22 protein-coding genes are annotated in these 25,229 nt (G+C 60.6%); 7 read left to right on the plus strand and 15 right to left on the minus strand.

Going from position 1 to position 25,229, the window contains the following annotated elements:
- Window positions 1-644 precede the first annotated feature (644 nt).
- A complete protein-coding gene (gene gltP / locus BVK86_RS13545; protein ID WP_075946908.1) occupies window positions 645-1,976 on the plus strand; it encodes a glutamate/aspartate:proton symporter GltP in 1,332 nt (443 codons plus the stop codon).
- 128 nt (window positions 1,977-2,104) lie between these two features.
- Window positions 2,105-3,334, plus strand: a complete 1,230-nt coding sequence (locus BVK86_RS13550; RefSeq protein ID WP_075946909.1) for a nucleoside recognition domain-containing protein — start codon at window positions 2,105-2,107, stop codon at window positions 3,332-3,334.
- A 91-nt stretch (window positions 3,335-3,425) separates the two neighbouring features.
- Here the strand turns inward: BVK86_RS13550 and BVK86_RS13555 are convergent, their stop codons facing one another.
- The 10 genes from BVK86_RS13555 to BVK86_RS13600 form a co-directional block, all read right to left on the minus strand.
- Window positions 3,426-4,052 carry an ABC-type transport auxiliary lipoprotein family protein gene (locus tag BVK86_RS13555; protein ID WP_075946910.1) on the minus strand — a complete coding sequence of 209 codons (627 nt, stop codon included), beginning with the start codon at window positions 4,050-4,052 and terminating at the stop codon, window positions 3,426-3,428.
- Entirely contained in the window at window positions 4,049-4,987 is a 939-nt protein-coding gene (locus BVK86_RS13560) for an MlaD family protein (RefSeq protein WP_075946911.1), read from the minus strand. Before BVK86_RS13560 ends, BVK86_RS13555 begins: the two co-directional genes overlap by 4 nt.
- Window position 4,988: 1 nt before the next feature.
- Window positions 4,989-5,792 carry an ABC transporter ATP-binding protein gene (locus BVK86_RS13565; protein WP_075946912.1) on the minus strand — a complete coding sequence of 268 codons (804 nt, stop codon included), beginning with the start codon at window positions 5,790-5,792 and terminating at the stop codon, window positions 4,989-4,991.
- The gene (locus tag BVK86_RS13570; RefSeq protein ID WP_075946913.1) at window positions 5,789-6,937 is read right to left on the minus strand and encodes an ABC transporter permease; all 1,149 of its coding nucleotides are present in this window, start codon (window positions 6,935-6,937) and stop codon (window positions 5,789-5,791) included. Before BVK86_RS13570 ends, BVK86_RS13565 begins: the two co-directional genes overlap by 4 nt.
- Window positions 6,938-6,991: 54 nt before the next feature.
- Window positions 6,992-8,020 carry a DUF5924 family protein gene (locus BVK86_RS13575; protein ID WP_075946914.1) on the minus strand — a complete coding sequence of 343 codons (1,029 nt, stop codon included), beginning with the start codon at window positions 8,018-8,020 and terminating at the stop codon, window positions 6,992-6,994.
- 96 nt (window positions 8,021-8,116) lie between these two features.
- A complete protein-coding gene (locus BVK86_RS13580) occupies window positions 8,117-9,493 on the minus strand; it encodes a M16 family metallopeptidase (protein ID WP_075946915.1) in 1,377 nt (458 codons plus the stop codon).
- A gap of 56 nt (window positions 9,494-9,549) precedes the next feature.
- Complete coding sequence (locus tag BVK86_RS13585) at window positions 9,550-11,208, minus strand: Na/Pi cotransporter family protein (protein ID WP_075946916.1); 1,659 nt, start codon at window positions 11,206-11,208, stop codon at window positions 9,550-9,552.
- Between the two features lie 221 nt (window positions 11,209-11,429).
- Entirely contained in the window at window positions 11,430-12,197 is a 768-nt protein-coding gene (locus tag BVK86_RS13590; RefSeq protein WP_075946917.1) for a TerC family protein, read from the minus strand.
- Between the two features lie 85 nt (window positions 12,198-12,282).
- Window positions 12,283-13,590 carry a CitMHS family transporter gene (locus BVK86_RS13595; RefSeq protein ID WP_075946918.1) on the minus strand — a complete coding sequence of 436 codons (1,308 nt, stop codon included), beginning with the start codon at window positions 13,588-13,590 and terminating at the stop codon, window positions 12,283-12,285.
- 380 nt (window positions 13,591-13,970) lie between these two features.
- On the minus strand, window positions 13,971-14,297 hold the full coding sequence (locus tag BVK86_RS13600; RefSeq protein WP_075946919.1) for a DOPA 4,5-dioxygenase family protein: 327 nt from the start codon (window positions 14,295-14,297) through the stop codon (window positions 13,971-13,973).
- 85 nt (window positions 14,298-14,382) lie between these two features.
- Between BVK86_RS13600 and BVK86_RS13605 the strand changes: the two genes are divergently transcribed.
- Entirely contained in the window at window positions 14,383-15,042 is a 660-nt protein-coding gene (locus tag BVK86_RS13605; RefSeq protein WP_075946920.1) for an NAD(P)-dependent oxidoreductase, read from the plus strand.
- 24 nt (window positions 15,043-15,066) lie between these two features.
- On the opposite strand, the gene BVK86_RS13610 is transcribed toward BVK86_RS13605, so the two are convergent.
- Window positions 15,067-16,017, minus strand: coding sequence for a choline sulfate utilization transcriptional regulator (locus tag BVK86_RS13610; protein ID WP_075946921.1), 951 nt, complete (start codon window positions 16,015-16,017; stop codon window positions 15,067-15,069).
- Between the two features lie 114 nt (window positions 16,018-16,131).
- On the opposite strand from BVK86_RS13610, the gene betC reads away from it, so the two are divergent.
- The 3 genes from betC (at window position 16,132) to BVK86_RS13625 (ending at window position 20,364) form a co-directional block, all read left to right on the plus strand.
- Window positions 16,132-17,646 carry a choline-sulfatase gene (gene betC, locus BVK86_RS13615; RefSeq protein WP_075946922.1) on the plus strand — a complete coding sequence of 505 codons (1,515 nt, stop codon included), beginning with the start codon at window positions 16,132-16,134 and terminating at the stop codon, window positions 17,644-17,646.
- Between the two features lie 16 nt (window positions 17,647-17,662).
- On the plus strand, window positions 17,663-18,580 hold the full coding sequence (gene choX, locus BVK86_RS13620) for a choline ABC transporter substrate-binding protein (protein WP_075946923.1): 918 nt from the start codon (window positions 17,663-17,665) through the stop codon (window positions 18,578-18,580).
- A 215-nt stretch (window positions 18,581-18,795) separates the two neighbouring features.
- Window positions 18,796-20,364, plus strand: coding sequence for a SulP family inorganic anion transporter (locus tag BVK86_RS13625; RefSeq protein WP_075946924.1), 1,569 nt, complete (start codon window positions 18,796-18,798; stop codon window positions 20,362-20,364).
- A gap of 63 nt (window positions 20,365-20,427) precedes the next feature.
- Here BVK86_RS13625 and aroE read toward each other — a convergent pair whose 3' ends face one another.
- Together aroE and hemF are read right to left on the minus strand one after the other, a co-directional pair.
- On the minus strand, window positions 20,428-21,249 hold the full coding sequence (gene aroE / locus BVK86_RS13630) for a shikimate dehydrogenase (RefSeq protein ID WP_075946925.1): 822 nt from the start codon (window positions 21,247-21,249) through the stop codon (window positions 20,428-20,430).
- Window positions 21,250-21,262: 13 nt separating this feature from the next.
- The gene (hemF, locus tag BVK86_RS13635) at window positions 21,263-22,177 is read right to left on the minus strand and encodes an oxygen-dependent coproporphyrinogen oxidase (protein WP_075946926.1); all 915 of its coding nucleotides are present in this window, start codon (window positions 22,175-22,177) and stop codon (window positions 21,263-21,265) included.
- 165 nt (window positions 22,178-22,342) lie between these two features.
- On the opposite strand from hemF, the gene BVK86_RS13640 reads away from it, so the two are divergent.
- Window positions 22,343-23,320 carry an NADPH:quinone reductase gene (locus BVK86_RS13640; RefSeq protein ID WP_075946927.1) on the plus strand — a complete coding sequence of 326 codons (978 nt, stop codon included), beginning with the start codon at window positions 22,343-22,345 and terminating at the stop codon, window positions 23,318-23,320.
- A 116-nt stretch (window positions 23,321-23,436) separates the two neighbouring features.
- Here BVK86_RS13640 and tsaC read toward each other — a convergent pair whose 3' ends face one another.
- Both tsaC and dprA read right to left on the minus strand, forming a co-directional pair.
- Window positions 23,437-23,994, minus strand: coding sequence for an L-threonylcarbamoyladenylate synthase type 1 TsaC (gene tsaC, locus BVK86_RS13645; protein WP_075946928.1), 558 nt, complete (start codon window positions 23,992-23,994; stop codon window positions 23,437-23,439).
- 54 nt (window positions 23,995-24,048) lie between these two features.
- Complete coding sequence (gene dprA, locus BVK86_RS13650; protein WP_075946929.1) at window positions 24,049-25,155, minus strand: DNA-processing protein DprA; 1,107 nt, start codon at window positions 25,153-25,155, stop codon at window positions 24,049-24,051.
- Window positions 25,156-25,229: the final 74 nt, after the last annotated feature.

Consider the following 25,229-nt stretch of genomic DNA (forward strand, 5'->3'; position numbering starts at 1 on the left):
AAGGGGTCGGGACGTTCTGCCTGTTTCAGGGGCGGAGTGACCTACGGGTACAGGGAGTGCCTGCGCAAGGACTGGGTCAGGAAAAGCTGCGACGCAAGTTCGCCGGTCGATGATGGCTCGACGGACTTGCGGAGAGCTTACTTACCCCAGCAATCGAAACAGAGCGAACGCCGCCGTTTTCTCCGCATCCTCGAAAAGCCCCCGCCTGCTTTTTGAAAAAAACAGTTCCCGGTGATTTTCCGCGACCGTATATCGAGAAATATTGCCCGCGCTTAGCCAAAAATCCATTCAGTGCCTTGTGGGATTTTCCTGAAATCCGCCGCCTGATCAATTGATCAAAAAACACACATTCTGCTCTGTGATGGCCGGTTCACGGCACTTATGCCTGCCGAAATGTCACATTCGAACCGATTGCGACGTCGCTAACAGCTAAAAGACCTCATGCCGATTCGGCATAGGGTAGTCGTTTACGGCATTAGACGTCGCTTCCTTGCATCGGAATAGTTGCGCCTTTTTTCGCCTGCCAGAGAGCCATTAACAAGCGCTCCGGGGCTCCTTATACGGGGGCAGATGCATCGACTTTTTCGCCACAAGCGAACCAGCTCTTGCACCTGCCCGAGTCAAACTGAAGTAAGGGTAAAGATATGAAGAAGGCAAAGCTTAGCCTCGCCTGGCAGATCCTCATCGGTCTGGTATTGGGGATTGCAATTGGTGCGCTGCTCAACCATTTCAGTGCCGAGAAAGCCTGGTGGATCAGCAACGTCCTGCAACCGGCAGGCGATATCTTTATCCGTCTGATCAAGATGATTGTGATCCCGATCGTGATCTCCTCGCTGATCGTCGGCATTGCCGGCGTGGGCGATGCGAAGAAGCTCGGCAGTATCGGCCTCAAAACCATCATCTACTTCGAAGTCGTCACCACCATTGCCATCGTTGTCGGCCTGCTGCTGGCCAACCTGTTCCATCCGGGTGCCGGCATCGACATGAGCACCCTGGGTACCGTGGACATCTCCAAGTACCAGGCGACTGCAGCTGAGGTGCAGCATGAACACGCGTTCATCGAAACCATCCTCAACCTGATCCCGTCCAACATCTTCGCAGCCATGGCGCGCGGCGAGATGCTGCCGATCATTTTCTTCTCGGTGTTGTTCGGTCTCGGTCTGTCGAGCCTCAAACCCGAACTGCGCGATCCACTGGTCACGATGTTCCAGGGCGTGTCGGAAAGCATGTTCAAGGTCACCCACATGATCATGAACTACGCCCCAATCGGCGTTTTCGCACTGATCGCGGTAACCGTGGCCAACTTCGGCTTCGCGTCCCTGCTGCCGCTGGCCAAACTGGTGATCCTGGTTTACGTCGCCATCGCCTTCTTCGCCTTCGTGGTACTGGGTCTGATCGCCCGCCTGTTCGGCTTCTCGGTGATCAAGCTGATGCGCATCTTCAAGGATGAGCTGGTGCTGGCCTACTCCACCGCTTCCTCCGAAACCGTACTGCCGCGCGTGATCGAGAAAATGGAAGCCTACGGCGCGCCAAAAGCCATCTGCAGCTTCGTAGTGCCGACCGGTTACTCGTTCAACCTCGACGGTTCGACCCTGTACCAAAGCATCGCGGCCATCTTCATCGCTCAGCTGTACGGCATCGACCTGTCGATCAGCCAGCAACTGCTGCTGGTCCTGACCCTGATGGTCACCTCCAAAGGCATCGCCGGCGTACCGGGCGTGTCCTTCGTGGTGCTGCTGGCCACCCTGGGCAGCGTTGGAATCCCGCTGGAAGGCCTGGCCTTCATCGCCGGTGTCGACCGCATCATGGACATGGCGCGTACCGCATTGAACGTGATCGGCAACGCCTTGGCCGTACTGGTTATCTCGCGCTGGGAAGGCATGTACGACGATGCCAAAGGCCAGCGCTACTGGAACTCACTGCCGCACTGGCGCAGCAAAGAGAAGCTGCCGGTGGGTGAAGTTTCCAGCAACTGATCGCCGCCCCCTGTGGTGGCTCCCCACCGCTTTCGAGTCAGCCTTACAAACAAACCCCGGAGAAATCCGGGGTTTGTCGTTTCTGGCCACCCCGCTATCATTCGCGCATCTTTTGGGGGATTTGACTGATGCTTAATGGCCTGTGGCTTGGCTTCTTCATCGTGGCCGCGATTTCGGCGCTGGCGCAGTGGCTGATCGGCGGTAACGCCGGGATTTTCGCGGCGATGGTGGAAAGCATTTTCGCCATGGCCAAGTTGTCGGTCGAAGTGATGGTATTGCTGTTCGGCACCCTCACCCTCTGGCTGGGCTTTCTGCGGATCGCCGAAAAAGCCGGCATCGTCGAGTGGCTGGCCAAAGCCCTCGGCCCACTGTTCCTGCGCCTGATGCCGGAAGTCCCGCCCGGCCACCCCGCCATCGGCCTGATCACCCTGAACTTCGCCGCCAACGGCCTGGGCCTGGACAACGCGGCCACGCCGATCGGCCTGAAAGCCATGAAGGCCCTGCAGGAACTCAACCCCAGCGCCACCATCGCCAGCAACGCGCAGATCCTGTTCCTGGTGCTCAACGCCTCGTCCCTGACCCTGCTGCCGGTGACGATCTTCATGTACCGCGCCCAGCAAGGCGCACCTGACCCGACGCTGGTGTTCCTGCCGATCCTGCTGGCCACCAGTTGCTCGACCATCGTTGGCTTCCTCGCGGTGGCATTCATGCAACGCTTGCGCGTCTGGGACCCGGTGGTGCTGGCCTATCTGATTCCGGGTGCCCTGCTCCTGGGCGGTTTCATGGCGGTGCTGGGGACCCTGTCGGCTACGGCGCTGGCCGGTTTGTCGTCGATCCTCGGCAATTTGACGTTATTCGGGCTGATCATGATGTTTTTGATCATCGGCGCGATGCGTAAAGTGAAGGTCTACGAGGCGTTTGTCGAAGGCGCCAAGGAAGGCTTCGACGTGGCGAAGAATCTGCTGCCGTATCTGGTGGCGATGCTCTGTGCGGTGGGCGTACTGCGGGCGTCCGGGGCGCTGGATTTTGGCCTGGACGGCATTCGACATCTGGTGGAGTGGGCTGGATGGGATACGCGTTTCGTCGACGCGCTGCCCACGGCCATGGTCAAGCCGTTCTCTGGCAGCGCCGCCCGGGCGATGCTGATTGAAACCATGAAGACGTCCGGCGTGGACAGTTTCCCGGCATTGGTCGCGGCGACGGTGCAGGGCAGTACCGAAACCACGTTCTATGTGCTGGCGGTGTATTTCGGGGCGGTGGGCATCCAGCGGGCGCGGCATGCGGTGGGGTGTGCATTGTTGGCGGAGCTGGCCGGCGTGCTGGGTGCCATCGGGGTTTGCTACTGGTTCTTCGGGTGAACCCAACATTTATCGCTGGCAAGCCAGCTCCCACAGAGACCGCGCAGTTCCTGTGGGAGCTGGCTTGCCAGCGATATGGTCCGCGAGACCTTCAAGGTATCGCGGGCGGCGCGAGTTTGTGGCCTTGCTCTACCGCCCAATTCACCACCTGCGCCGTCAATTGATCACTGGCCAGGCCAAACCCGGCCACCACCGCCGGTACTTTCACATCACTGAGCGGCTGGCGCACTTCAAAGCGGCGGCTGGCGAGGATGTGCTGGTCGTAGCTGCGCACCAGCAGCGCATCCACGCGTACCACCACGCTGGCACTCGTGCCCTGGTATTCGGTCTGGAAGGCTTGCAGGACGCCGCCCAGCTCCAGGTCTGTCTGGAAAATGCTGTCATCGGTGCTCAGCAGCGAGACGCGACCATCGCGCTGGAATCCATCGAGCAGGCGATTGCGCAGTAGCACCGGTGCCGGGTCGCTCCAGCGCGAGCCTTTATAGCTGCTGATCACGTCGCCCTGAGGGATGACGGCTATGTTCGGGCTGTTCAATGCTTCACTGGCCTGCAGCTTGGTCAGGCGCAATGACCAGCGCTGCGCCGCGCCATGAGCGCCCGCCGCATGGCTCTGGGCCGAAGGCAAGCGATAGATATCGAAGGGCTCGGGCTTGGGCAGGATCGAGCAGGAACTGATCAGCATGAAGCCGGCGAGGAGGGCGATGAAGTGCAACTTCATGGAGTGAATTCCTTGTGCTTGTCACTGCCGAGCAGGTAACCGCTGGGGTTGGCCTCAAGACGTTGAGAGATGGCGCGCAGCGAGGTGAGGGTTTCGCGCAGCTCGCGCACCGCCGGGGCAAGACCGTTGAGGCCCTGCATGCCTTTGTTGATCGAGTCCTGATTGGCGGTCAGCAACGTGTTGATCGTCGCGCTGCTGTTTTCCAGCGACTTCATGGCCTGCTCGGCGCTACCGAACATCTGTTTGCCCTGATCGCTGAGCAAGCCATTGGCGTTGCGCATCAGCGCCGAGGTCTGTTCCATCATGGTACCGGCCTGTTTGCCGACCATTGCCAGTTGCTGCATGGCCTGACGAATGTCGCCACGCTGCTCGGCAATCACACCCGTGGTTTGCTCCAGATGGTCAAGGGTCTTGCTGATGCGCGCGATGTTTTCCGTGGAAAACATCAGGTTGGCGTTGTGCATCAGCGAGGTCACGCCGGCCATCAGATCGTTGCTGTCGTTGAGCAATCGGGCGATGGGCGAGGGTGAGGCGACGATGGTCGGCAGATTGCCGTCCTTGCCCTTGAGCGTCGGGCTCTGTGGCGTACCACCGCTGAGCTGGATGATCGAGGTCCCGGTGACACCCGTCAGCGCCAGCTTGGCCTCGGTGTCCTCCTTGACCGGCGTATCGCCGCCCAGGCGGATCCGCGCCAGCACCCGGCGCGGGTCTTTCGGGTCCAGGCGCAACGACACCACGTCGCCCACCTTGATCCCGCTGTACTGCACCGGACTGCCCTTGGACAGGCCGCTGACCGCCTCGTTGAACACCACTTCGTAATCCTTGAACTCAGTGTCGACACTGGATTTGGCCAGGAACAAACCAAAGAGCAGGGCGCCCGCCACCACAATCACGGTGAACAGGCCGATCAATACATGATGGGCTCGGGTTTCCATGTCAGACCTCGTTGAGCTGTTGTGCGGCTGTCAATGCCGCGCGGCCGCGAGGGCCATGGAAGTATTGGTGAATCCACGCGTCGTCGGTTTCCGACACCTTGTCGATGGCGTCGGCCACCAGCACTTTCTTCTGCGCCAGCACCGCCACCCGGTCGGTGATGGTGTAGAGCGTGTCGAGGTCGTGAGTCACCAGGAAAACGCTCAGGCCCAAGGCATCGCGCAAGGTCAGGATCAACTGATCGAACGCCGCGGCACCAATCGGATCGAGGCCGGCGGTGGGTTCGTCGAGAAACAGGATGTCCGGGTCAAGCGCCAGGGCCCGCGCCAGAGCCGCACGTTTGATCATGCCGCCGGACAGAGAGGCCGGATATTTATCCGCCGCCGACAGCGGCAACCCGGCCAAGGCCAGTTTCACGGCCGCCAGATGTTCGGCATCGTCACGGCTCAGGCCGGCATGTTCGATCAGGGGCAGGGCGACGTTCTCGGTCACGGTCAGGGAAGAGAACAGGGCGCCTTTCTGGAACAGCACACCGAAGCGCCGTTCAATCAGCGAGCGCTCGTGTTCCGGCAGGGTCGGCAGGTTTTGCCCGAACACCTCGACCCTGCCTTCGCTGGGTTGGCGCAAGCCGACAATGCTGCGCAGCAACACCGACTTGCCGCTGCCGGAGCCGCCGACCACAGCGAGGATCTCGCCCTTGTACAAATCCAGGTCGAGGTTTTCGTGCACGCTCTGACTGCCGAAGCGATTGCACAGCCCACGGACTTCGATGACCGCCTCGGCGGGCGCTCGGGGTCGACGATTCACCAGCTCATCTCCATGAAAAACAGCGCGGCGACGGCGTCGAGCACGATCACCACGAAAATCGACTGCACCACACTGGACGTGGTGTGCGCACCGACGGACTCAGCGCTGCCGCTGACCTTGAAGCCTTCCAGACAGCCGATCGCGGCGATCAGGAATGCGAAAATGGGCGCTTTGACCATCCCCACCAGAAAGTGCTGAACACCGATGTCCGATTGCAGCAGCGAGAGGAACATCGCCGGCGAGATATCCAGCGACACCGCACAGACCACGCCGCCGCCGACAATCCCCGACACCATCGCCAGAAACGTCAGCATCGGCAACGCCACCAGCAAGGCGAGGACACGCGGCACGACCAGTAACTCCATCGGATCAAGGCCGAGGGTGCGGATCGCGTCGATTTCTTCGTTGGCCTTCATCGAGCCGATTTGCGCAGTGAACGCACTGGCGGTGCGCCCTGCCATGAGGATCGCAGTCAGCAACACACCGAACTCACGCAGGAAGGCAAACGCCACCAGGTCCACGGTGAATACGCTGGCGCCGAACGTGGTTAGAACGGTTGCCCCAAGAAACGCGACGACAGCGCCCACCAGAAACGTCAGCAGGGCAACGATGGGCGCGGCGTCCAGGCCGGTCTGCTCAATGTGCGCAACCATTGGCGTGATGCGCCAGCGTTTGGGGCGGAACAGGCCGCGGACGATGGTTTCCAGAATCAGGCCGACGAAACCCAGCAGTTGCAGGGTGTCTTGCCAGACGCTGTCCACGGCGCGACCAATACGGGTCAGCAGCTGAATGCCGACGCTGATTTCCGGCTCTTTGATCGGTACGCAGAAATCCGTCAACGACTGGTAGACCGTTTGCAGCAACGCGCGGTCGGCAGAGGAGAGGGTGCAATCGGGGTGTTCGGCGGATCGGCCCAGACGCTCGGAGCCCAGCAACTCCACCAGCAACGACGCGCCGGCGGTATCGAGGGCGCCGAGGCCATTGAGGTCGATGTGGGTGCTGTCGTCGTATTGGCCTTCGAGCTTATCGCTCAGGCGCTTGAGGTCGGCGTAATGGGCAAGCGTCCAGTCCCCCGTCACCCGTATCTGAGCAGGGGCGTGCGAGGTGTCCAGTTGGGCATTGCCGGCCAATGTGCTGCTGGTCATAAGCTCCGTGCTTTTTCGGCTATTTCGCTGACCTACGTAATAGCACGAACTGCCTTACTTTTCTTTGACCGGTGTGCTGTCCGCCACCTTGAAGCGCAACACGCCAATCAACTGGCCGTCTTCAGTGAGTACCCGGACCTGCCATTTGCCCGCCGGGTTACCGGGAAAGTTTTGCTTGTGGGTCCAGGCCCGGTAGCCTTCCTTGCGCCCACCGTGGATGTCCAGCGGGATGCGGTCGACCTCTTTGCCGTTGAACTGCCACACATGATAAATCCGCTCGTCGAGGCCACGCGGTGCGTTGATCGCGGTGTAAGCGTACAAACCACCGCCGCGGATCTGCTCGACGCTGACCTCATCGAGACTGGCACCGGGCGTGCGATCCTGCATCTGTGTGCTGATGGCCACGTCGGTCATCCACAGCGTCGCCGGCGGCACCCATGAGCGCAGCACCCAACCCACACCGCCGATGCCGATGGTGATACTCAGAATGGCCAGCGCATTGCGCACGGTACGGATCGGAAAGATCGACGCCAGGCTCGGGAACGACAACAGCACGGCGATGCCCAGCGCCCATTTGAAACTTTGCGACGTGGTCAGATGCATGATCACCGGCAACGCAGTGAGCAGGGCGGCGAACAGTGTCAACGTATGCAGCGCGAGGAACGCCCAACGCCGCGGCGCCAGCCATTTGTAGTAGAGCGGGTCGACGATGGAAATCAGCGCGGCAATGCCCAGCAACCCGGTGAAGAACAACTGGCCGCTGTTCCACGTGGTCGTGATGAAAAAGAACGGCAGGACGAAGAACAGGCTTTCCTGATGGATCATCTGCGTCGCGTAACGCAGCAAGGGTTGGGGAATCTCCCGCTTGAAAATCCGGGTGAACAGCTTGGTCAGACTGTTTTCCAGCATCAGCCAGATCCAGCTGATCAGCATGATGGTGGTGATCCAGCTCGCCAGACCCTGTTGGCGATCCACCAGAATGAAGCTGCCGACCCCGGAAACAAAACCACCGAGCGCAATGACCCCGGGGTAGCGCTTCATCAGTTCGAGGATGCGCTGTACGTAGAGGGTCAGGGTCGGCATTCGGCGATTCACATCAGTCGTAGGAAAAATCCCTGACAGGGTACCGCTGGCGCGACGGCGTGGCGAGGGTGCTTGCTCCCTCGCCACAAGAAGTACCTATCGCCGACGGTAAATCTGCCAACCCGCCAGCGCTAAAACCAACACCCCCACCCATCCAACAATCGCCCACATCAACTGGTCATAGCTGAGCAGCGGCTTTTCAATCCGCACATACCCCGGTTGCAGGAGCAGTTCGCGCATCGCCTTGTTCGCTTCGGCGAGGGATACCGCTTGCAGCTCTTTGGTGGGGTTGGTGAAACGGCCGTTGTCGTAGTCTCCCAGCGCACTCCAGTAGTAATCGGCCAGCGCGCTGTTGCCTTGTACGGCCCAGGCCTGGCGGGCAATGGCAGCCTGTTTGAGACGGTTGAAGGTCTCGGCGTTCAGGCCGTCCTTGAGTAGCTGAGCCTTCAAGTCGTCCAGCACCGCCAGGGCCTCGTCCACGTCGTCGCGTTCAAGGTCGGCATTGAGGCTCATGAAACCAACGCCACCGAACACCTCACGCTCGGCCCATGGGCCGTAGGACAAACTGTGCGCCAGCCGCAGCTGGCGATACAGCGCCCAGTCGAGGTAGTCCTTGAGCAGGTCGAAGGTTTGGTCGTGCTGATCCTCCAGCACCGGTTCCGGCACCAGCCAGTGCAGCTTGGCCCCGCCACCGAGAAAACCGCGCATCAGAACGCGCTCGTGAGCCGCGCTGGCCTGGATTTGCGGGAGCGGCAGGTGGTTACCCGGTTCAATCGGGACCAATGTGCCGTAGGTGCGCTCCAGATAGGCCGGCAGCAAACGATCGAGGTCACCGACCACGATCAGCGTCATGTTGTTGGGCGCGTACCAATCCTTGCGGACTTTCTCCAATTGCTCGCGGGTCAGTTGCTCGACTTCTGCGCGTTCGGAGCATTTGAGGCCCAGTTCCACGGCCAGTTGCTTGCTCGCGGTATGGCCGAGGTCCTGACGATCCAGCCAGCGTTGCAAATGCGTGTAGTGACCGCCGTCTTCGCGCTCGACCACTTGCTTGGCGGCGTTGATGGCGTTGTCGTCGAACCGGGTCTGGGTCAATAACGCCAAGAGCAGATCAAGAACTTTGCGCTGGTTTTTCGCCGGGGCCTCGATCACGAACGTGGTGTCGGCGTTGCTGGTGTAAGCGTTCCATTCGCCACCCAGCGCTTGCATCCGCTCTTCAAGTCCGCCTTCGCCGCTGGCGTCGATGCCACTGAACAGCAAATGTTCGAGCAGGTGCGGCAACTCTTTTTCCGCACAGTTGAAATCGTCGATGCCGACGCCGACTACCAGGCGGATGGCCACATGCCCGCGTTCGGCACCGGGCTTGAGCAGAATTTGCAGGCCGTTGCGCAAGGAGTAGCCCTCGACCTGAAAGCGATCCAGGGCAAACGAAGGGAATGAGCCGAGCAACAGACAGGCTAACAACAGACAACGCATAACGAGCTTCCATACGGCCAGCGTGAGTTCAACAGACTTCAAGCCACTGTGGACGTTCAGGGAGAATGCGTGGTGTCAGTCAAATCGTCGACAACCAGCGCGCCGCTGTCGGACGTTTCCAGTACCACATAGGCACTGCTGCAAAACAGCGAATTCAGCCGTTTCATGTCGGCAATCAACTCCAGGTGCAGCGAACTGGTTTCGATACTTTGCACGATCTTACGTTGCAAACGGCTGACATGGGCGTGGGCCAGGCGCCGCTCCTGTGCGCGAAAACGACGTTTTTCACGGACCAATTGGCGGGCGCTTTGCGGGTCGGCACTGAGGAACACCGACAGGCCCAGACGCAGATTGGCAATCAACTGGCTGTGCAAACCTGCCAACTCTTCCAGGCCCACCTCGGAGAACGACCGGCGTTGCGAGGTTTTCTGCTGCTGCACCTTGCGCAGCATGCGCTCGATCAGGTCGCTCGCCAGTTTCAGATTGATCGCCAGTTCGATGATTTCCGCCCAGCGCCGGCTGTCCTGATCACTGAGGTCTTCGCGAGGCATTTGCGCCAGATAGAGCTTGATCGCGCTGTAGAGCGATTCCACGTCCTCAGCCATGCGCCGCACTTCCTGAGTCACGGCGGTTTGCTTGCCATGCAACACATCGAGCATGGCTTCGAGCATGTTGTCGATCAGGTCGCCCATACGCAGGGTTTCCCGCGCCGCATTGGCCAGCGCCAGGCTCGGTGTGACCAACGCCGTAGGGTCCAGATGCCGCGGTTTGGCGGTGCCGTTGGCTTGCGGACGCTCTGGCAGCACCCAGGCACAAAACCTGGCCATCGGTCCGACGCTGGGCAGCAGGACCAGGCAGCGCGCCGTGTTGTAGAGCAGGTGGAAGCCAATGACCATTTCCTGGGGACTGAAGTCCAGGCTGTCGATCCAGTGCACCAAGGGGTCGAGCACAGGAATGATCAGCACCAGGCCGATCAGTTTGTACAACAGGCTGCCCAGCGCCACCTGGCGTCCGGCAGCGTTCTGCATGCTGGTGCTCAGGAACGCCAGAATACCGCTGCCGATATTGGCGCCGATTACCAGGCCGATGGCCACCGGCAGGCTGATTACGCTGGCGCCGGCCAGCGTGGCGGTCAGCAGCACTGCCGCGAGGCTGGAGTAGGAAATCATCGCGAACAGCGCACCGACCAGGGCGTCGAGCAGGATGTCACCGGTCAGCGAGGCGAAGATTACCTTCACCCCTTGGGCATGCGTGATGGGCGCCGCGGCTTCGACGATCAATTGCAGGGCGAGAATGATCAGGCCCAGACCGATCGCGACGCGGCCCATCTGGCCCAGGCGGGTCTGTTTGCGCGAGAGAAAGAAAATCACCCCGAGGAAAATCAGCAGCGGCGACAGCCATGACAGGTCGAGCGTCAGCACCCGTGCCATCAACGCCGTACCGACATCCGCGCCAAGCATGGTCGCCAGCGCCGGCGTCAGCGCCATCAGGCCCTGACCGACAAATGAAGTGACCAGCATCGCCGTGGCGTTGCTGCTCTGCACCATCGCGGTGACGACAATCCCGGAAATGAACGCCAGCCAGCGTCTGGACATGTTCTGGCTGATGACATGGCGCAGGTTGGAACCGTAAACCCGCAGGATGCCGGTTCGGACGATGTGCGTGCCCCAGATCAGCAAGGCCACGGCGGAGAGCAGATTGAGCAGGGTGAGCATACCGACCCCCTGTGGTGTGGCGCCCCAAAGGAACAAGTTGGCGGTGCCGCGCGACGATCTACGTTCTGTACTTAAGCTGTAGTTGGCTAACGGTCCGGGCGCCAGCATCGCATAGCTAAAGGCGCGATTGAAACAAAACTGTCATGAAGTCACGGTCTTGCAGCCACCCAAAACAACTGTGGGAGCGAACTCGCTCCCACAGGGTTTTGCGAACTACCGGGTTACTGGCCCGGGATGTCCTTGCGCAGTTTCACCGGGTCCTGCTGTTTGCGTTTTTTCGCCATCGCGGTGCGCATCTTGATGTTGATCGCTTCCACCGCCAGCGAGAACGCCATGGCGAAGTAGACGTAGCCTTTCGGTACGTGCACATCCAGGGATTCGGCAATCAGTACGGTACCGACCACCAACAGGAACGACAGTGCCAGCATCTTCAGCGACGGGTGCTTGTCGATGAAGTCGCTGATGGTGCCTGCGGCCAGCATCATCACCAGAACGGCCACGATAATCGCCGCCACCATGACCGGCACATGGGACACCATGCCGACCGCGGTGATGACCGAGTCCAGCGAGAACACGATGTCGATGATCGCGATCTGGATGATGGTGTACAGGAAGTTGCCGCCCTTGCCCGAAGGTTCTTCGTTGCTTTCGTCTTCACCCTCCAGTGCGTGGTACATCTCTTGCGAGCTCTTCCACAGCAGGAACAGACCACCGAAGAACAGAATCAGGTCACGTCCGGAAATGCCCTGACCGAACACTTCGAACAGATCGGCGGTGAGGCGCATGACCCAGGTGATGGACAGCAGCAACAGGATTCGCGTGATCATGGCCAGGGCCAGACCGAAAATCCGGGTGCGCGCCTGCATGTGCTTGGGCATGCGGCTGACCAGGATCGAAATCATGATGATGTTATCGATACCCAGGACGATTTCCAGGGCGGTCAGGGTGAAGAAGGCAACCCAGATTTCAGGGTTGGTCAGCCATTCCATGTGTATTCCTTTGAGCGATTGTTAAACCACAACGGGCCCGGGCTTCAAACAGCGAAGCCTGGACCCGTTGTGATGAGTCTTGGGCTTATAGAGTGCTGAACAGCGGAAAAATCCCCATCAGCAATGCGGCAACCAGTATGCACATGCACACCAGCACTGCCCACTTGAGGGTGAAGCGCTGGTGATCACCAAAATCGATCCCGGCCAGGGCCACCAACAGGTAAGTGGAGGGTACCAGCGGGCTCAACAAGTGGACGGGCTGACCGACGATCGAGGCACGTGCCATTTCCACCGCGGTTATACCGTAATGGCTGGCGGCTTCGGCAAGAACCGGTAACACGCCGTAATAAAATGCATCGTTCGACATGAAGAAGGTGAACGGCATGCTCACCAGCGCCGTGATCACTGCCAGGTAAGGACCGAGGAAATCCGGAATCACCGATAGCAGGCTTTTCGACATCGCATCGACCATACCGGTGCCGGTCAGGATACCGGTGAAAATGCCAGCGGCAAAGATCAGCCCGACCACTGCCAGCACGCTACCGGCGTGGGCCGCGACGCGATCCTTCTGCTGTTGCAGGCAAGGGTAGTTGACGATCATCGCGATACTGAACGCCACCATGAACAGCACCGGCAGCGGCAGCAGGCCGGCGATCAGGGTGCACATCAGGCCCAGGGTCAGGGCGCCGTTGAACCAGATCAGCTTCGGACGACGGGCATCCGGGAACTGCGAGACGCTGATTTCACTGTGGTCGACTTCATCGCCCACCAGGTGCAGCTCACCCAGACGGGCACGCTCACGCTTACCGTAGAAATAGGCGATGGCGAGGATCGCCACCACACCCGCCGCCATGGCCGGAATCATCGGTACGAAGATCGCCGACGGGTCCACGTGCAGCGCACTGGCGGCACGGGCGGTCGGGCCACCCCATGGCGTCATGTTCATCACGCCACCGGCGAGGATGATCAGACCGGCCATGATCCGCGGGCTCATGCCGATGCGACTGTAGAGCGGCAGCATGGCGGCCACGCAGATCATGTAAGTGGTCGCGCCGTCACCATCGAGGGAAACGACGAGCGCCAGTACGGCGGTGCCGACCGAAACTTTCAACGGGTCGCCCTTGACCATTTTGAGGATCTTGCGCACGGCCGGGTCGAACAGACCGGAGTCGATCATCAGGGCGAAGTACAGAATCGCGAACATCAGCATCACGCCGGTCGGCGCGAGCTTGGTGATGCCTTCGAGCATCATCGGGCCGATTTTCGGAGCGAAACCGCCGAACAGGGCGAAGACGATTGGAATGATGATCAGGGCGATCAGCGCGGACAGGCGCTTGGTCATGATCAGGAACATGAACGTGATGACCATGGCGAAGCCAAGGAAAGTCAGCATGGGAATACTCCAGGCGTAGCGCGGCTAGGGAATGAGCGGATCGGGCGGATCAGCGCAGAACGGGAAGCACGAAACGTACGGGCGGAGTTGCAGCGAAGCGGCGGATAGAGGAGGACATCAGAATCACCATTGTTGTTGTTAAATGGGCTGTGCGAGCGATAAAGCGCTGGCATTGGCCGACCGGTCTGTTGCCGGTAGTGGGGGCGATCCTAATCGGGGAAGCTTTCAGCCAGCTTTCGGCGATGAAAGCATTGACCGGATGTGCAACCGGTCGTCGGACTGCGGCAGACGAGATACCGGGTTGAGGCCATTGCCGACATTCGCCTGCCGTGGCTGCACCTGGCTGAGCCTTTGCCTGTGAAGCCGAAAAATCGCTCTGATCAGAAAATAGACAGGTCCAGTGGCCGGACCGCGCCCATCCAGATCGCGTGATCGCGATGATCCATCAAGTCGTTGCCGGTGTCTGGATGCACGAACACCACCAACCCTTTGCGGTTGAGCGCCAGCCACGGCAGCACGTCGCCGATCAACTCCGGCCCGAACGCCAGTTGGCAACTCCAGTCCGGATGCGGTCCGACCGGGCGCTCGTGCACGCGCCCCATGTTCAATGGGAACCGTTGCGCGGCTCGCTCGCACAAGGCGCGCGCCTGATCGATGGTGCTGGCGTCGAAATACACGTGAGCGTGATAGCCCTTGATCCGGTGCATGTGAATCCCTCCAAAACTCAGTCGAACCCTTGTCGCTCCCTGCATGTCACACGCCATATACGCAGGAAAACAAGGGAGTTCAGCCATGAAAAACGCCGAAACGCCGGTGGTGAAAGTGGTGCTTTATGGTGCCATGAGTAGCCTGGGCAGTGCGCTGATGGCTGAAATGCTTCGGCGCCAACATGAAGTGATCGCCATTCTCGACGACCTGACAGCGCTGGCGCCACGTCCGGGGTTGCGCACCAAGACGGGTGATCTGTTCGAGGCGCAGCGCGTGAAGCAAAGCATGGCAGGCAGTTCGGCCGTCATCTGTTTACTGGACGCGCCCGGATTGCCATTCAACAGTGAGCACGTGGAAAAAACCATTGTGCCCGGCCCCGTCGAGCAAGTGCTGGCAGTCGATGCGTTGATAGAGGGCATGCAGGCCGCGGGCATCGCACGGTTGTTTGTGGTGGGAGATTTCGAGGTGCTGGACGATCCGGAGATCGAGGACGGATTGCAGCGCCATGCCGCCGAAGAGATCCGCGAAGCGCTGCAAAGCAGTGCCTTGCAATGGACGATGGTGAACGCCCCACGCGGGGTGGCGGGACTCACCATTGAGCATTTCACTCAAATCAGCGGCAACCTTGAGCCCGGCCTGGCCGAACCACTGCAACGCCTGGCCCGCACGGCGAAGGGCATTGCCGATGAGCTGCACCTGAACCTGCATGTCGGTGAGCATGTGAGTTTTGTGGCGACTTCATAATCTTTCGGACGATCTGCTGATCGTTCAAACTGCAATCGAAGGAAACGAAAGCCCCGTCAGTGATTGCGCACTGCAGGCTTGCTCTTCCATCAACCAGTCCACGAACTGCTGAATCAGCGCCCCGCGCCGTTTGCGCTGGGGCACAACCACGTAATAGCCCAGGCGTGACATCAGCGTTTCGTCAATCGGCCGGCACAGTAAACCTTGCGCCAGCAAGTTATCCACAAGGTGCCGCCAGCCAATGGCGACTCCCTGGCCACCTATCGCCGCTTGTATCAACAGGGTGTAATTGTCGAAGCGCAACTGGCCGGGGGCCGGAGCCGAGGTGATGCCCAACGCTCGGAACACACCGCTCCAGTCAAACCAGTTGCTGCTGTTCTCGCCACGCAAGTGCAGCAGCGGCAACTCCAGCAATGACTGGGCGGGCAAGGGCAGGGCACGCCCCTCCAGGAGCTGTGGACTGCACACCGGAAATACCTCTTCGCTGAACAACCAGCGGCCTTCACCCTGCTTGAAACGCCCGTCACCGAACAGGATTGCCACATCAATATCCGTGCGCAGCATGTTGTGGCTGCGCTCGCTGGTGACCAGGCTCACATCCACCTGCGGATTGGCCGCGTGAAAGCGGTGCAGGCGCGGCATCAGCCAGTAGGCCGCGAAGGCAAAGTCGGTCGCTACTTGCAGCACTTCATGTTGATGCTGTGCGCTGATTGCATTCAATCCCGCATCGATATTCTGCAATCCGAGCTGAACCTGCTCGAAAAGGATCATGCCTGCCTCGGTCAGTTCTATGCCGCGATAAATGCGGTCGAACAGCCGCGTGGCCAATTGTTCTTCAAGCCTTTTGATCTGTTGGCTGATGGCAGGCTGAGTGGTGCCAAGCTCATTGGCGGCGGCCGTGAAGCTGCGTTGGCGAGCCGCTGCTTCGAATGCGCGAAGCAGATCCAGGGACAGGTCACCGAGGGCGTCATACATAAGCTGTGCTTATCCTAGTCATTGCCGCGCATGGGCTTTACCGCAAAGAGTAGGGGTTCCATCCTCGATCCCAGCACTCTCGCATAAACATCCACTATGGAATGCCGCGATCACATGAAGCGCAAGAACATTCTTTTCATCATGGCCGATCAAATGGCCGCGCCAATGTTGCCGTTCTACGGCCCTTCGCCTATCAAACTGCCTAATTTGAGCCGCCTCGCCGCCGAAGGCGTGGTGTTTGACTCCGCTTACTGCAACAGCCCGTTGTGCGCGCCGTCGCGCTTTACCCTGGTCAGCGGCCAGTTGCCCAGCAAGATCGGCGCCTATGACAATGCGGCGGATTTCCCGGCCGATGTACCGACCTACGCTCACTACCTGCGCCGCCTCGGCTATCGCACCGCGCTGTCGGGCAAGATGCATTTCTGTGGACCGGACCAGTTGCACGGCTATGAAGAACGCCTGACCAGCGATATCTACCCGGCCGACTACGGTTGGGCGGTGAACTGGGACGAGCCGGATGTGCGTCCGACCTGGTATCACAACATGTCGTCGGTGCTGCAAGCAGGACCGTGCGTGCGGACCAATCAGCTGGATTTCGACGAAGAAGTGGTCTTCAAGGCCCAGCAATACCTGTTCGATCACATTCGCGAGGATGGCGACCAGCCGTTCTGCCTGACCGTGTCGATGACTCACCCACACGACCCGTACACGATTCCCAAGGCTTTCTGGGATTTGTACGACGACGCCGACATCCCGTTGCCTGTGACGCCGGCACAGACTGAACTCGATCCACACGCCCAACGCCTGCTCAAGGTCTACGACCTGTGGGACAAACCGTTGCCTGTGGATAAGGTTCGCGACGCGCGACGCGCTTATTTCGGTGCCTGCAGCTATATCGACAGCAATGTCGGCAAACTCCTGCAAACGCTCGAAGACACGGGCTTGATCGACGACACCATCATTGTCTTCTCCGGCGACCACGGCGACATGCTCGGCGAGCGCGGCCTCTGGTACAAAATGCACTGGTATGAAATGGCGGCGCGAGTGCCCCTGTTGATCAGTGCGCCAGGGCAATTCGGCGCGGGCCGGGTCAGTGCCTCGGTTTCAACCGCCGACCTGTTGCCAACGTTCGTCGAACTGGCGGGCGGCTCGCTGGAGCACGGCCTGCCACTCGACGGCCGTTCTTTGGTTCCGCATCTGCAAGGGCAGGGCGGTCACGACGAAGTCTTCGGCGAGTACATGGCCGAAGGCACCATCGGCCCGTTGATGATGATTCGTCGCGGTGCTTACAAATTCATCTACAGCGAAGATGACCCTTGCCTACTCTTCGATGTACACAATGACCCGCGCGAACAGGAGGAACTCAGTCAATCGCCGCAACATCGCCAGCTATTCGACGATTTTCTCGCCGAGGCACGGGCCAAATGGGACATTCCGGCGATCCACCAACAGGTGCTCGCAAGCCAGCGGCGTCGGCGTTTTGTTGCCGAAGCCCTGACCATCGGCAAGCTGAAGAGCTGGGATCACCAGCCGCTGGTGGACGCCAGTCAGCAATACATGCGTAACCATATCGACCTCGACGATCTGGAGCGTAAAGCACGTTATCCACAACCCTGCCAAAACCAATAATGTTAAGGGGAAGTCCATGCAAAGGTTATCCACAGTACTGACGGTCGGGCTCTTGGCTCTTGGCAGTGCATCGGCGTTCGCCGATCAATGCGAGACGGTGAAAATGGCCGATCCGGGTTGGAGCGACATCGCCGCGACCAATGCCATCACCGGGTTTCTGCTGGACGGCATGGGCTACAAGGCCAAGGTCGACACCCTCGCGGTGCCGATTACCTTTGGCGGGCTCAAGGACGGCCAGGTCGATGTGTTCCTGGGTAACTGGATGCCGGCGCAGCAGGGCTTCTATGACAAGTTCGTCGCCACTGGCGATGTTACGCAACTGGCGAAGAACCTCGACGGCACCGAGTTCACCCTTGCGGTACCGGACTACGTGTGGGACGCGGGTGTGCATAACTTTGCCGACCTGAACAAGTTTGCCGACAAGTTCGACAAAAAAATCTACGGCATCGGTTCCGGCGCACCTGCGAACATCTCCCTGCAGGAGATCATCAAGAAGAACGATTTCGACATGGGCCAGTGGAAACTGGTTGAGTCCAGCGAGCAGGCGATGTTGGCCGAAGTGTCCCGCGCGGTGAAAAAACAGAAATTCGTGACCTTCCTCGGCTGGACCCCGCACCCGATGAACGTGCAGTTGAAAATGCATTATCTGAAGGGCGGCGAGAAATACTTCGGCGACACCGGCAGCGTCTACACCCTGACCCGCAAAGGTTATGCACAGGCCTGCCCGAACGTCGGCAAATTGCTGACCAACCTGAGTTTCACCCAGGAGATGGAGAACAGCATCATGGCCGAGGTGGTGAACAGGAAAGTCAGCAATGCTGACGCCGCCAAGGCGTGGATCAAGGCCAATCCGGCGGTGCTGGATAAATGGCTGGAGGGCGTGAAGACCGTGGATGGCAAGGATGCGTTGCCAGCGGTCAAAGCCAAGCTGTAACGCTTACCTGGCAAGGGACTGTAGTGATTACCTGTGGCGAGGGAGCTTGCTCCCGCTCGGCTGCGTAGCAGACGCAAGCCCGGACGACTCGATAAGGCTGACTATTCGCGTTGACTGGATTGGGAGCGCTGCGCGCTCCAGCGGGAGCAAGCTCCCTCGCCACAATGATTGGCTGGTGCTGATACCCTTGCGCAAAACTTAACCCGAGAGGACCCATGGCCTTTCCCAGCCGGCATTCACTCTTCCCCTTTCTCACCTGGTTGCCCCGGCAAACCCGCGCCAGCGTCGGTCGTGACATGATCGTCGGCCTCAGCGGTGCGATTCTCGCCTTGCCGCAATCAATTGCCTACGCGCTGATCGCCGGTCTCCCACCAGAATACGGGCTGTATGCGGCGATCATTCCGGTGCTGATTGCTTGTCTGTGGGGTTCGTCGTGGCATTTGATCTGCGGTCCTACGGCAGCGATCTCCATTGTCCTGTATGCCAGCGTCAGTCCTCTGGCCGTACCCGCGACGCAGGACTACGTCACCGTGATCCTGTTGCTGACCTTCCTGGCGGGGATTTTCCAGTGGCTGCTGGGATTGCTGCGTTTTGGCGCGCTGGTGAACTTCGTCTCCCACTCGGTGGTGCTCGGCTTCACCCTCGGCGCGGCGGTGGTGATTGCCGTCGGCCAACTGCCCAACCTGCTGGGGCTGGACTTGCCGAGCCAGGCCACCGCCCTGGACAGTTTCATCACTCTGCTTCGCCATCTCGGCGAAACAGACAAAGCCTCGCTGGCGCTAGGGTTGGCCACGGTGGGGGTGGGGGTGGTCCTCAAGCTGTGGCTGCCACGGTGGCCAACGCTGCTGATTACCCTGGTGCTGGGCGCATTGCTTGTGTGGTTGTGGCCATCGATGTTCGGCCATGTGCAACTGGTCAGCGCCTTCACCGGCAAGCTACCGCCCTTCAGTCCGCTGCCGCTGGATCTCGATTTGATCTTGCGCCTGCTGCCCAGCGCCGTCGCCGTCGGCATGCTCGGGCTGGTCACCAGCCTGTCGATTGCCCGCTCGATATCCGCACGTTCGCAGCAACTTCTCGACGCCAACCAGGAAGTTCGCGCCCAAGGCCTGTCGAATATCGTCGGCGCGTTTTTTTCCGGATCGCTGTCAGCCGGTTCCTTCACCCGTTCCGGCCTCAGTTACGAAGCAGGGGCCTGCTCACCGCTGGCAGGGATTTTTTCGGCGTTGTGGGTGGCGCTGTTTGCGGTATTCGGCGCGAGTTTGATTGCGCACATTCCGATCCCGGCCATGGCCGGCAGCATTCTGTTGATCGCCTGGGGCCTGGTGGACCATCGCGGCATTCGTGCCTTGCTGCGGGTGAGCCGCGCCGAATTCGTGGTCATGGCCCTGACCTGCGTCGCCACGCTGTTGCTGGAACTGCAGACTGCGATTTACGCCGGGGTGCTGGCCTCGCTGTTTTTCTACCTCAAACGCACCTCGCAACCGCGGGTCCAGCATGTGTGCGAGGGCGATGAAGACATCCTGCGGGTCGGCGGCTCGATTTTCTTCGGTGCCAGCCATTACCTGCAAGTGCGCCTGCAGCGCATGCACGGCGCGCGCGTGGTGATCGAGGCACAGCAGATCAATTTCATCGACTATTCAGGGGTGGAAATGCTGCATCAGGAAGCCCGGCGCTTGCTGCGTCAGGATCGCAGTTTGACCTTGCGCCAGGCCCGGCCGCAGGTGGTGGAAGAGCTGCGCAAGCTTGAAGGCGCGGAGAAATGCCCGATTCGGTTTGAAGACTGAACCACCGCAGGGGAAACGCACTGAACCCTGTGGCGAGGGAGCTCGCTCCCTCGCCACAAAGGCCTAGAGAGCCAACTGTCGGCGCAGTTCGGCCAGCACCGGCGCTGTATCCGGACGCACGCCGCGCCACAGGAAGAAGGCTTCGGCCGCTTGCTCGGCCAGCATGCCCAAGCCGTCCATCGACACCGCCGCGCCGTGTTCGCGGGCCCAACGGCAGAACGACGTCGGCTCCTTGCCATACATCATGTCGTAGCAAACGGTTTTGCCCGTCTCGATCAGGCTGGCGGCAATCGGCGGTACATCGCCGGTCAGGCTCGCGGACGTCGCATTGATGATCAGGTCCACCGACTCCTGCAGCCAGTCATAGCCACTGGCCGATACCGGCCCCAGATCGCAGAACAGTTCCGCCAGCAACTCGGCCTTGTCCACCGTACGGTTGGCGATGATCACAGATGCCGGGTGTTCGGCGAGCAGGGGTTCCAGCGCACCGCGCACGGCGCCACCGGCCCCCAACAGCAGGATGCGCTTGCCCTTGAGGCTGAACCCGGCGTTGACCGTCAAGTCCCGCACCAGCCCGGCGCCGTCGGTGTTGTCGCCCAGCAAGCTGCCATCGGCCAGTTTGCTCAGGGTGTTCACGGCGCCAGCCCGTTGGGCCCGCGCGGTCAGGGTGTCCGCGAGGCGGCAGGCTTCTTCCTTGAACGGTACGGTGACGTTCGCGCCACGACCTTCTAAAAAAAACGCCCGGGCACAGCCGGAAAAATCGTCGAGGGGTGCCAACGAGGTGCTGTAGTCGAGTTTCTGCCCGGTCTGCTCGGCAAACAGGCGATGAATCAACGGCGATTTGCTGTGGCCAATCGGGTTACCGAATACGACATAACGGTCCATCAGGATTCCTCGTTCAGGCCTCGGCCAACCAGTCGCGGTCTTGCAGAAAGTATTCAGTCAGGCGCGCCTCTTCGCTGCCCGGTTCGGCTTTCCAGTCATAACCCCAGCGCACTTGTGGTGGCAGCGACATCAGGATCGATTCGGTACGCCCGCCCGATTGCAGGCCAAACAGTGTGCCGCGGTCGTAGACCAGGTTGAACTCCACGTAGCGACCACGACGGTATTCCTGAAACTCCCGTTGCCGGGCCGTGAACGCGTCGTTCTTGCGCCGTTGCACGATCGGCAGGTAGGCGTCGATGTACGCATCGCCGATCGCACGCATGAAAGCGAAGCTGGTGTCGAAGTCCCACTCGTTCAGGTCATCGAAAAACAGACCGCCGATGCCCCGTGGTTCATGGCGATGCTTGATGTGGAAGTAACTGTCGCACCAGGCTTTGTAGCGTGGGTAGACGTCGGCACCGAACGGCGCGCAGGCCTGTTCGGCGACACGGTGCCAATGCACACAGTCTTCTTCATTGCCGTAGTAGGGCGTCAGGTCGAAACCGCCACCGAACCACCAGACCGGTTCTTCACCTTCTTTTTCGGCGATGAAAAACCGCACGTTGGCGTGGGAAGTCGGCACATGTGGGTTATGCGGGTGGATCACCAGCGACACCCCGAGCGCTTCGAAGCCACGGCCGGCCAGTTCCGGGCGGTGGGCGCTGGCGGACGGTGGCAGGCCACTGCCAAAGACGTGGGAAAAGTTGACGCCACCCTTTTCGATGACCGTGCCGTTTTCGATCACCCGCGTACGTCCACCGCCGCCGGCAGGCCGGGTCCAGGCGTCTTCGACGAAGTGCGTGCCACCGTCTTCGGCTTCCAGGGCAGCACAAATGCGGTCTTGCAGGTCGAGCAGATAGGCTTTTACGGCCTCGGTGCGGGTAGTCATGGCATCACCTTGGATCGGGCAAAGCTACGCGGCGCTCCATCGGAGCGGGGCCTGCGCAAATGGGCGCGTAGCATACCACCGCCGATGTGCTCGTCGCAGTTGACGAAGATCAAGCTTAGGAGTCCGATAGGACGCTTTGGTAGAAACGATCTCAGGAGAGTGCAGATGGCAAAGCGTATCCAGTTCCGTGCCCACGGTGGCCCCGAAGTGCTCGATTATGTGGATTACCAACCCGCCGAGCCCGGGCCGCAGCAGGTTCGGGTGAGCAACAAGGCTATCGGCCTGAACTTCATCGATACCTATTACCGCAGCGGCCTCTACCCGCCGCCGTCTCTGCCATCGGGGGTCGGCTCGGAAGGGGCGGGCGTGGTCGAGGCGGTCGGCAGTGAAGTGACGCGGTTCAAGGTGGGCGATCGTGTTGCTTACGGCAGCGGACCTTTGGGCGCCTACAGCGACGTTCACGTGTTGCCCGAGGCCAATCTGGTTCACCTGCCGGACGCCATCAGCTTCGAACAGGCCGCAGGCGTGATGCTCAAGGGCCTGACCGTGCAGTACCTGCTGCGCCAGACCTACGAACTCAAGGGTGGTGAAACCATTCTGTTCCACGCGGCCGCCGGCGGTGTCGGCTCGCTGGCTTGCCAATGGGCCAAGGCCCTGGGCGTCAAGCTGATCGGCACCGTGAGCTCCGCAGAGAAAGCCGCGCTGGCCAAGGCCAACGGCGCCTGGGCGACCATCGACTACAGCCATGAAAACGTTGCACAGCGCGTACTGGAGTTGACGGATGGCAAAAAGGTCCCGGTGGTGTACGACGGCGTGGGCAAGGACACCTGGCTGACGTCGCTCGACAGCGTCGCGCCTCGGGGACTGGTCGTGAGCTTCGGCAATGCGTCCGGTGCGGTGGACGGGGTGAACCTGGGGATACTGGCGGGTAAGGGCTCGCTGTACGTGACCCGACCGACGCTGGGCACTTATGCAAACAACGCCGAGAACCTGCAGCGGATGGCCGATGAGCTGTTCGAGATGATCATCAGCGGCAAGCTGACGGTGGACATCAGCCAGCGTTATCCACTGGCGGATGCGGCGAAGGCGCAGACGGAGTTGTCGGCGCGGCGGACAACGGGCTCGGTTGTGTTATTGCCTTGAGGACGCCTTCGCGAGCAGGCTCGCTCCCACATTAGAACTTCAGTGGACACACATTTTGTCTTCGACAACGGTCCATTGTGGGAGCGAGCCTGCTCGCGAATGGCAGCGCCTCGGTCTCAATCCGGGCGCACAACATGCCCCGTCGCCAGATCGCGAATCACGCTCGGGTTTTTGCGCCCGCCCAGCATCCCGCCCAGCACCAGATCAACCTGTCCACGGAAATACTGCTCGACACGAACCCGCGTTCGCGCCGCAGGGCGGCCTTGCGGGTTGGCGGAGGTCGACACCAGCGGCCCGACCAGTGCGCACAATTCCCGCACCTGCGGGTGATCGCTGACCCGCAGCGCCACGGTCTCGTGCACGCCGGTAATCCATTGCGGCAACATGTTCTGATGCGGCACCAGCCAGGTGTTCGGCCCCGGCCAGGTGCTGGCCATGCGGTCCATCCAGAGCTCGGGGAAGTCCTCAAACAGGAAATCGAACTGACGGATGTTGTCGGCCACCAGAATCAGGCCTTTATCCACCGCCCGGCCCTTGATCAGCAACAAACGCTCCACTGCCTCTTCGTCCCACGGGTCGCAACCCAGGCCCCAGACAGCTTCGGTTGGGTAGGCAATCACCGCCCCTGCGCGAATTGCTCGTGCGGCTTGCTGCACACGCCAACTGTTGACCATGAAAAACACTCCAGAATAAGGCTCTGCGCAGTTTACCGATCTTGTTTATAAAACCTAGCTCACCCGCGCAAACCAGCGCCCGTTTTCACACACGGCGTTGCCGTCCATCTCCAGTTCCGTCAATGCCGCCAACACTTTGGGCAACGCCCAGCCGCTGGCGACGGCCAGTGCTTCACTGGTATGAGGCGCCGCATGCAGCAGCATCAACAGGGGATGGCGGGTCGCAGCCTCGCAGGTTTCTGTGAACAACGGTTGTTGCTGCCAACCTCGCAGGGCTTCGAGGATATGTTCGATGGTCTCTACCAATATCGCTCCGTCGCGGATCAACTGGTGGCAACCCCGGGCGCCGGGGTGGTGGATCGACCCGGGAATCGCGTAAACCTCACGCCCCTGTTCCGCCGCCAGCCTGGCCGTGATTAACGAACCACTGGCCACGCTGGCTTCGACCACCAACACGCCGAGGGACAAACCGCTGATGATGCGATTGCGCCGCGGGAAGTTGCTAGCGGTGGGGCCGGCATCCAGTGGAAACTCCGAAAGCACCGCGCTGCCGGAGGCGATCATGGCGTCCGCCAGCCGCCGATTGCGCTGTGGATAAAACTTTTCAAGACCCGTGCCAAGCACACCGACCGTTTGCCCGCCGACGTCTAATGCAGCCTGATGCGCGGCGGCATCGATACCCAGCGCCAAACCACTGGTGATGACGAAACCGGCGCTGGCCAGACTGCGGGAAAACGCCGCCGCGGTGTCCATGCCCGGCCGTGAGGCGCGACGACTGCCCACCATCGCCAGCTGTGGTTTTTCCAGGATACCGGGATCGCCCGCCACGAATAACAATGGCGGCGCATCGCTGATTTGCGCCAGCAACGCCGGGTAGTCGGATTGGTCCCACATCAATAAATGCTGGCCCGGGCGCTCCAGCCAGGCCAATGCGTGGCTCGCCCCATCGCGGATTTCAGCGCAGCGTCTGGCCTCGGAGCACGCCAGTGGCAAGCCGAGCGCGTGCCAGGCACTGGCCGGTGCGCTGATGGCTTTTGATGCCGAACCGAAGGCCTCGAGCAGCTTCTTGAAACGCACCGGTCCGAGTTCCGGCAAACGGTGCAGACGTAAACGAGCTTCCAGTTCCGCAGGGGAAACCGGTGTAGCAGCAGACCGCGACATGGATCATCCTTGATCGTTATGAGCACCCGTACAAACGGGAATAAGCTGTGGATAACTCTGTTGGTAACTTGTGA

It is taken from the genome of Pseudomonas reinekei, from assembly GCF_001945365.1.
GTDB lineage: Bacteria > Pseudomonadota > Gammaproteobacteria > Pseudomonadales > Pseudomonadaceae > Aquipseudomonas > Aquipseudomonas reinekei.

What these genes read in the sequence shown, in the direction of transcription:
- gltP (WP_075946908.1), top strand. Translation starts at nt 645, where the DNA reads ATGAAGAAGGCAAAGCTTAGCCTCGCCTGGCAGATCCTCATCGGTCTG.
- BVK86_RS13550 (WP_075946909.1), top strand. Translation starts at nt 2,105, where the DNA reads ATGCTTAATGGCCTGTGGCTTGGCTTCTTCATCGTGGCCGCGATTTCG.
- BVK86_RS13555 (WP_075946910.1), bottom strand. Translation starts at nt 4,052, where the DNA reads ATGAAGTTGCACTTCATCGCCCTCCTCGCCGGCTTCATGCTGATCAGT.
- BVK86_RS13560 (WP_075946911.1), bottom strand. Translation starts at nt 4,987, where the DNA reads ATGGAAACCCGAGCCCATCATGTATTGATCGGCCTGTTCACCGTGATT.
- BVK86_RS13570 (WP_075946913.1), bottom strand. Translation starts at nt 6,937, where the DNA reads ATGACCAGCAGCACATTGGCCGGCAATGCCCAACTGGACACCTCGCAC.
- BVK86_RS13575 (WP_075946914.1), bottom strand. Translation starts at nt 8,020, where the DNA reads ATGCCGACCCTGACCCTCTACGTACAGCGCATCCTCGAACTGATGAAG.
- BVK86_RS13580 (WP_075946915.1), bottom strand. Translation starts at nt 9,493, where the DNA reads ATGCGTTGTCTGTTGTTAGCCTGTCTGTTGCTCGGCTCATTCCCTTCG.
- BVK86_RS13585 (WP_075946916.1), bottom strand. Translation starts at nt 11,208, where the DNA reads ATGCTCACCCTGCTCAATCTGCTCTCCGCCGTGGCCTTGCTGATCTGG.
- BVK86_RS13590 (WP_075946917.1), bottom strand. Translation starts at nt 12,197, where the DNA reads ATGGAATGGCTGACCAACCCTGAAATCTGGGTTGCCTTCTTCACCCTG.
- BVK86_RS13595 (WP_075946918.1), bottom strand. Translation starts at nt 13,590, where the DNA reads ATGCTGACTTTCCTTGGCTTCGCCATGGTCATCACGTTCATGTTCCTG.
- BVK86_RS13600 (WP_075946919.1), bottom strand. Translation starts at nt 14,297, where the DNA reads ATGCACCGGATCAAGGGCTATCACGCTCACGTGTATTTCGACGCCAGC.
- BVK86_RS13605 (WP_075946920.1), top strand. Translation starts at nt 14,383, where the DNA reads ATGAAAAACGCCGAAACGCCGGTGGTGAAAGTGGTGCTTTATGGTGCC.
- BVK86_RS13610 (WP_075946921.1), bottom strand. Translation starts at nt 16,017, where the DNA reads ATGTATGACGCCCTCGGTGACCTGTCCCTGGATCTGCTTCGCGCATTC.
- betC (WP_075946922.1), top strand. Translation starts at nt 16,132, where the DNA reads ATGAAGCGCAAGAACATTCTTTTCATCATGGCCGATCAAATGGCCGCG.
- choX (WP_075946923.1), top strand. Translation starts at nt 17,663, where the DNA reads ATGCAAAGGTTATCCACAGTACTGACGGTCGGGCTCTTGGCTCTTGGC.
- BVK86_RS13625 (WP_075946924.1), top strand. Translation starts at nt 18,796, where the DNA reads ATGGCCTTTCCCAGCCGGCATTCACTCTTCCCCTTTCTCACCTGGTTG.
- aroE (WP_075946925.1), bottom strand. Translation starts at nt 21,249, where the DNA reads ATGGACCGTTATGTCGTATTCGGTAACCCGATTGGCCACAGCAAATCG.
- hemF (WP_075946926.1), bottom strand. Translation starts at nt 22,177, where the DNA reads ATGACTACCCGCACCGAGGCCGTAAAAGCCTATCTGCTCGACCTGCAA.
- BVK86_RS13640 (WP_075946927.1), top strand. Translation starts at nt 22,343, where the DNA reads ATGGCAAAGCGTATCCAGTTCCGTGCCCACGGTGGCCCCGAAGTGCTC.
- tsaC (WP_075946928.1), bottom strand. Translation starts at nt 23,994, where the DNA reads ATGGTCAACAGTTGGCGTGTGCAGCAAGCCGCACGAGCAATTCGCGCA.
- dprA (WP_075946929.1), bottom strand. Translation starts at nt 25,155, where the DNA reads ATGTCGCGGTCTGCTGCTACACCGGTTTCCCCTGCGGAACTGGAAGCT.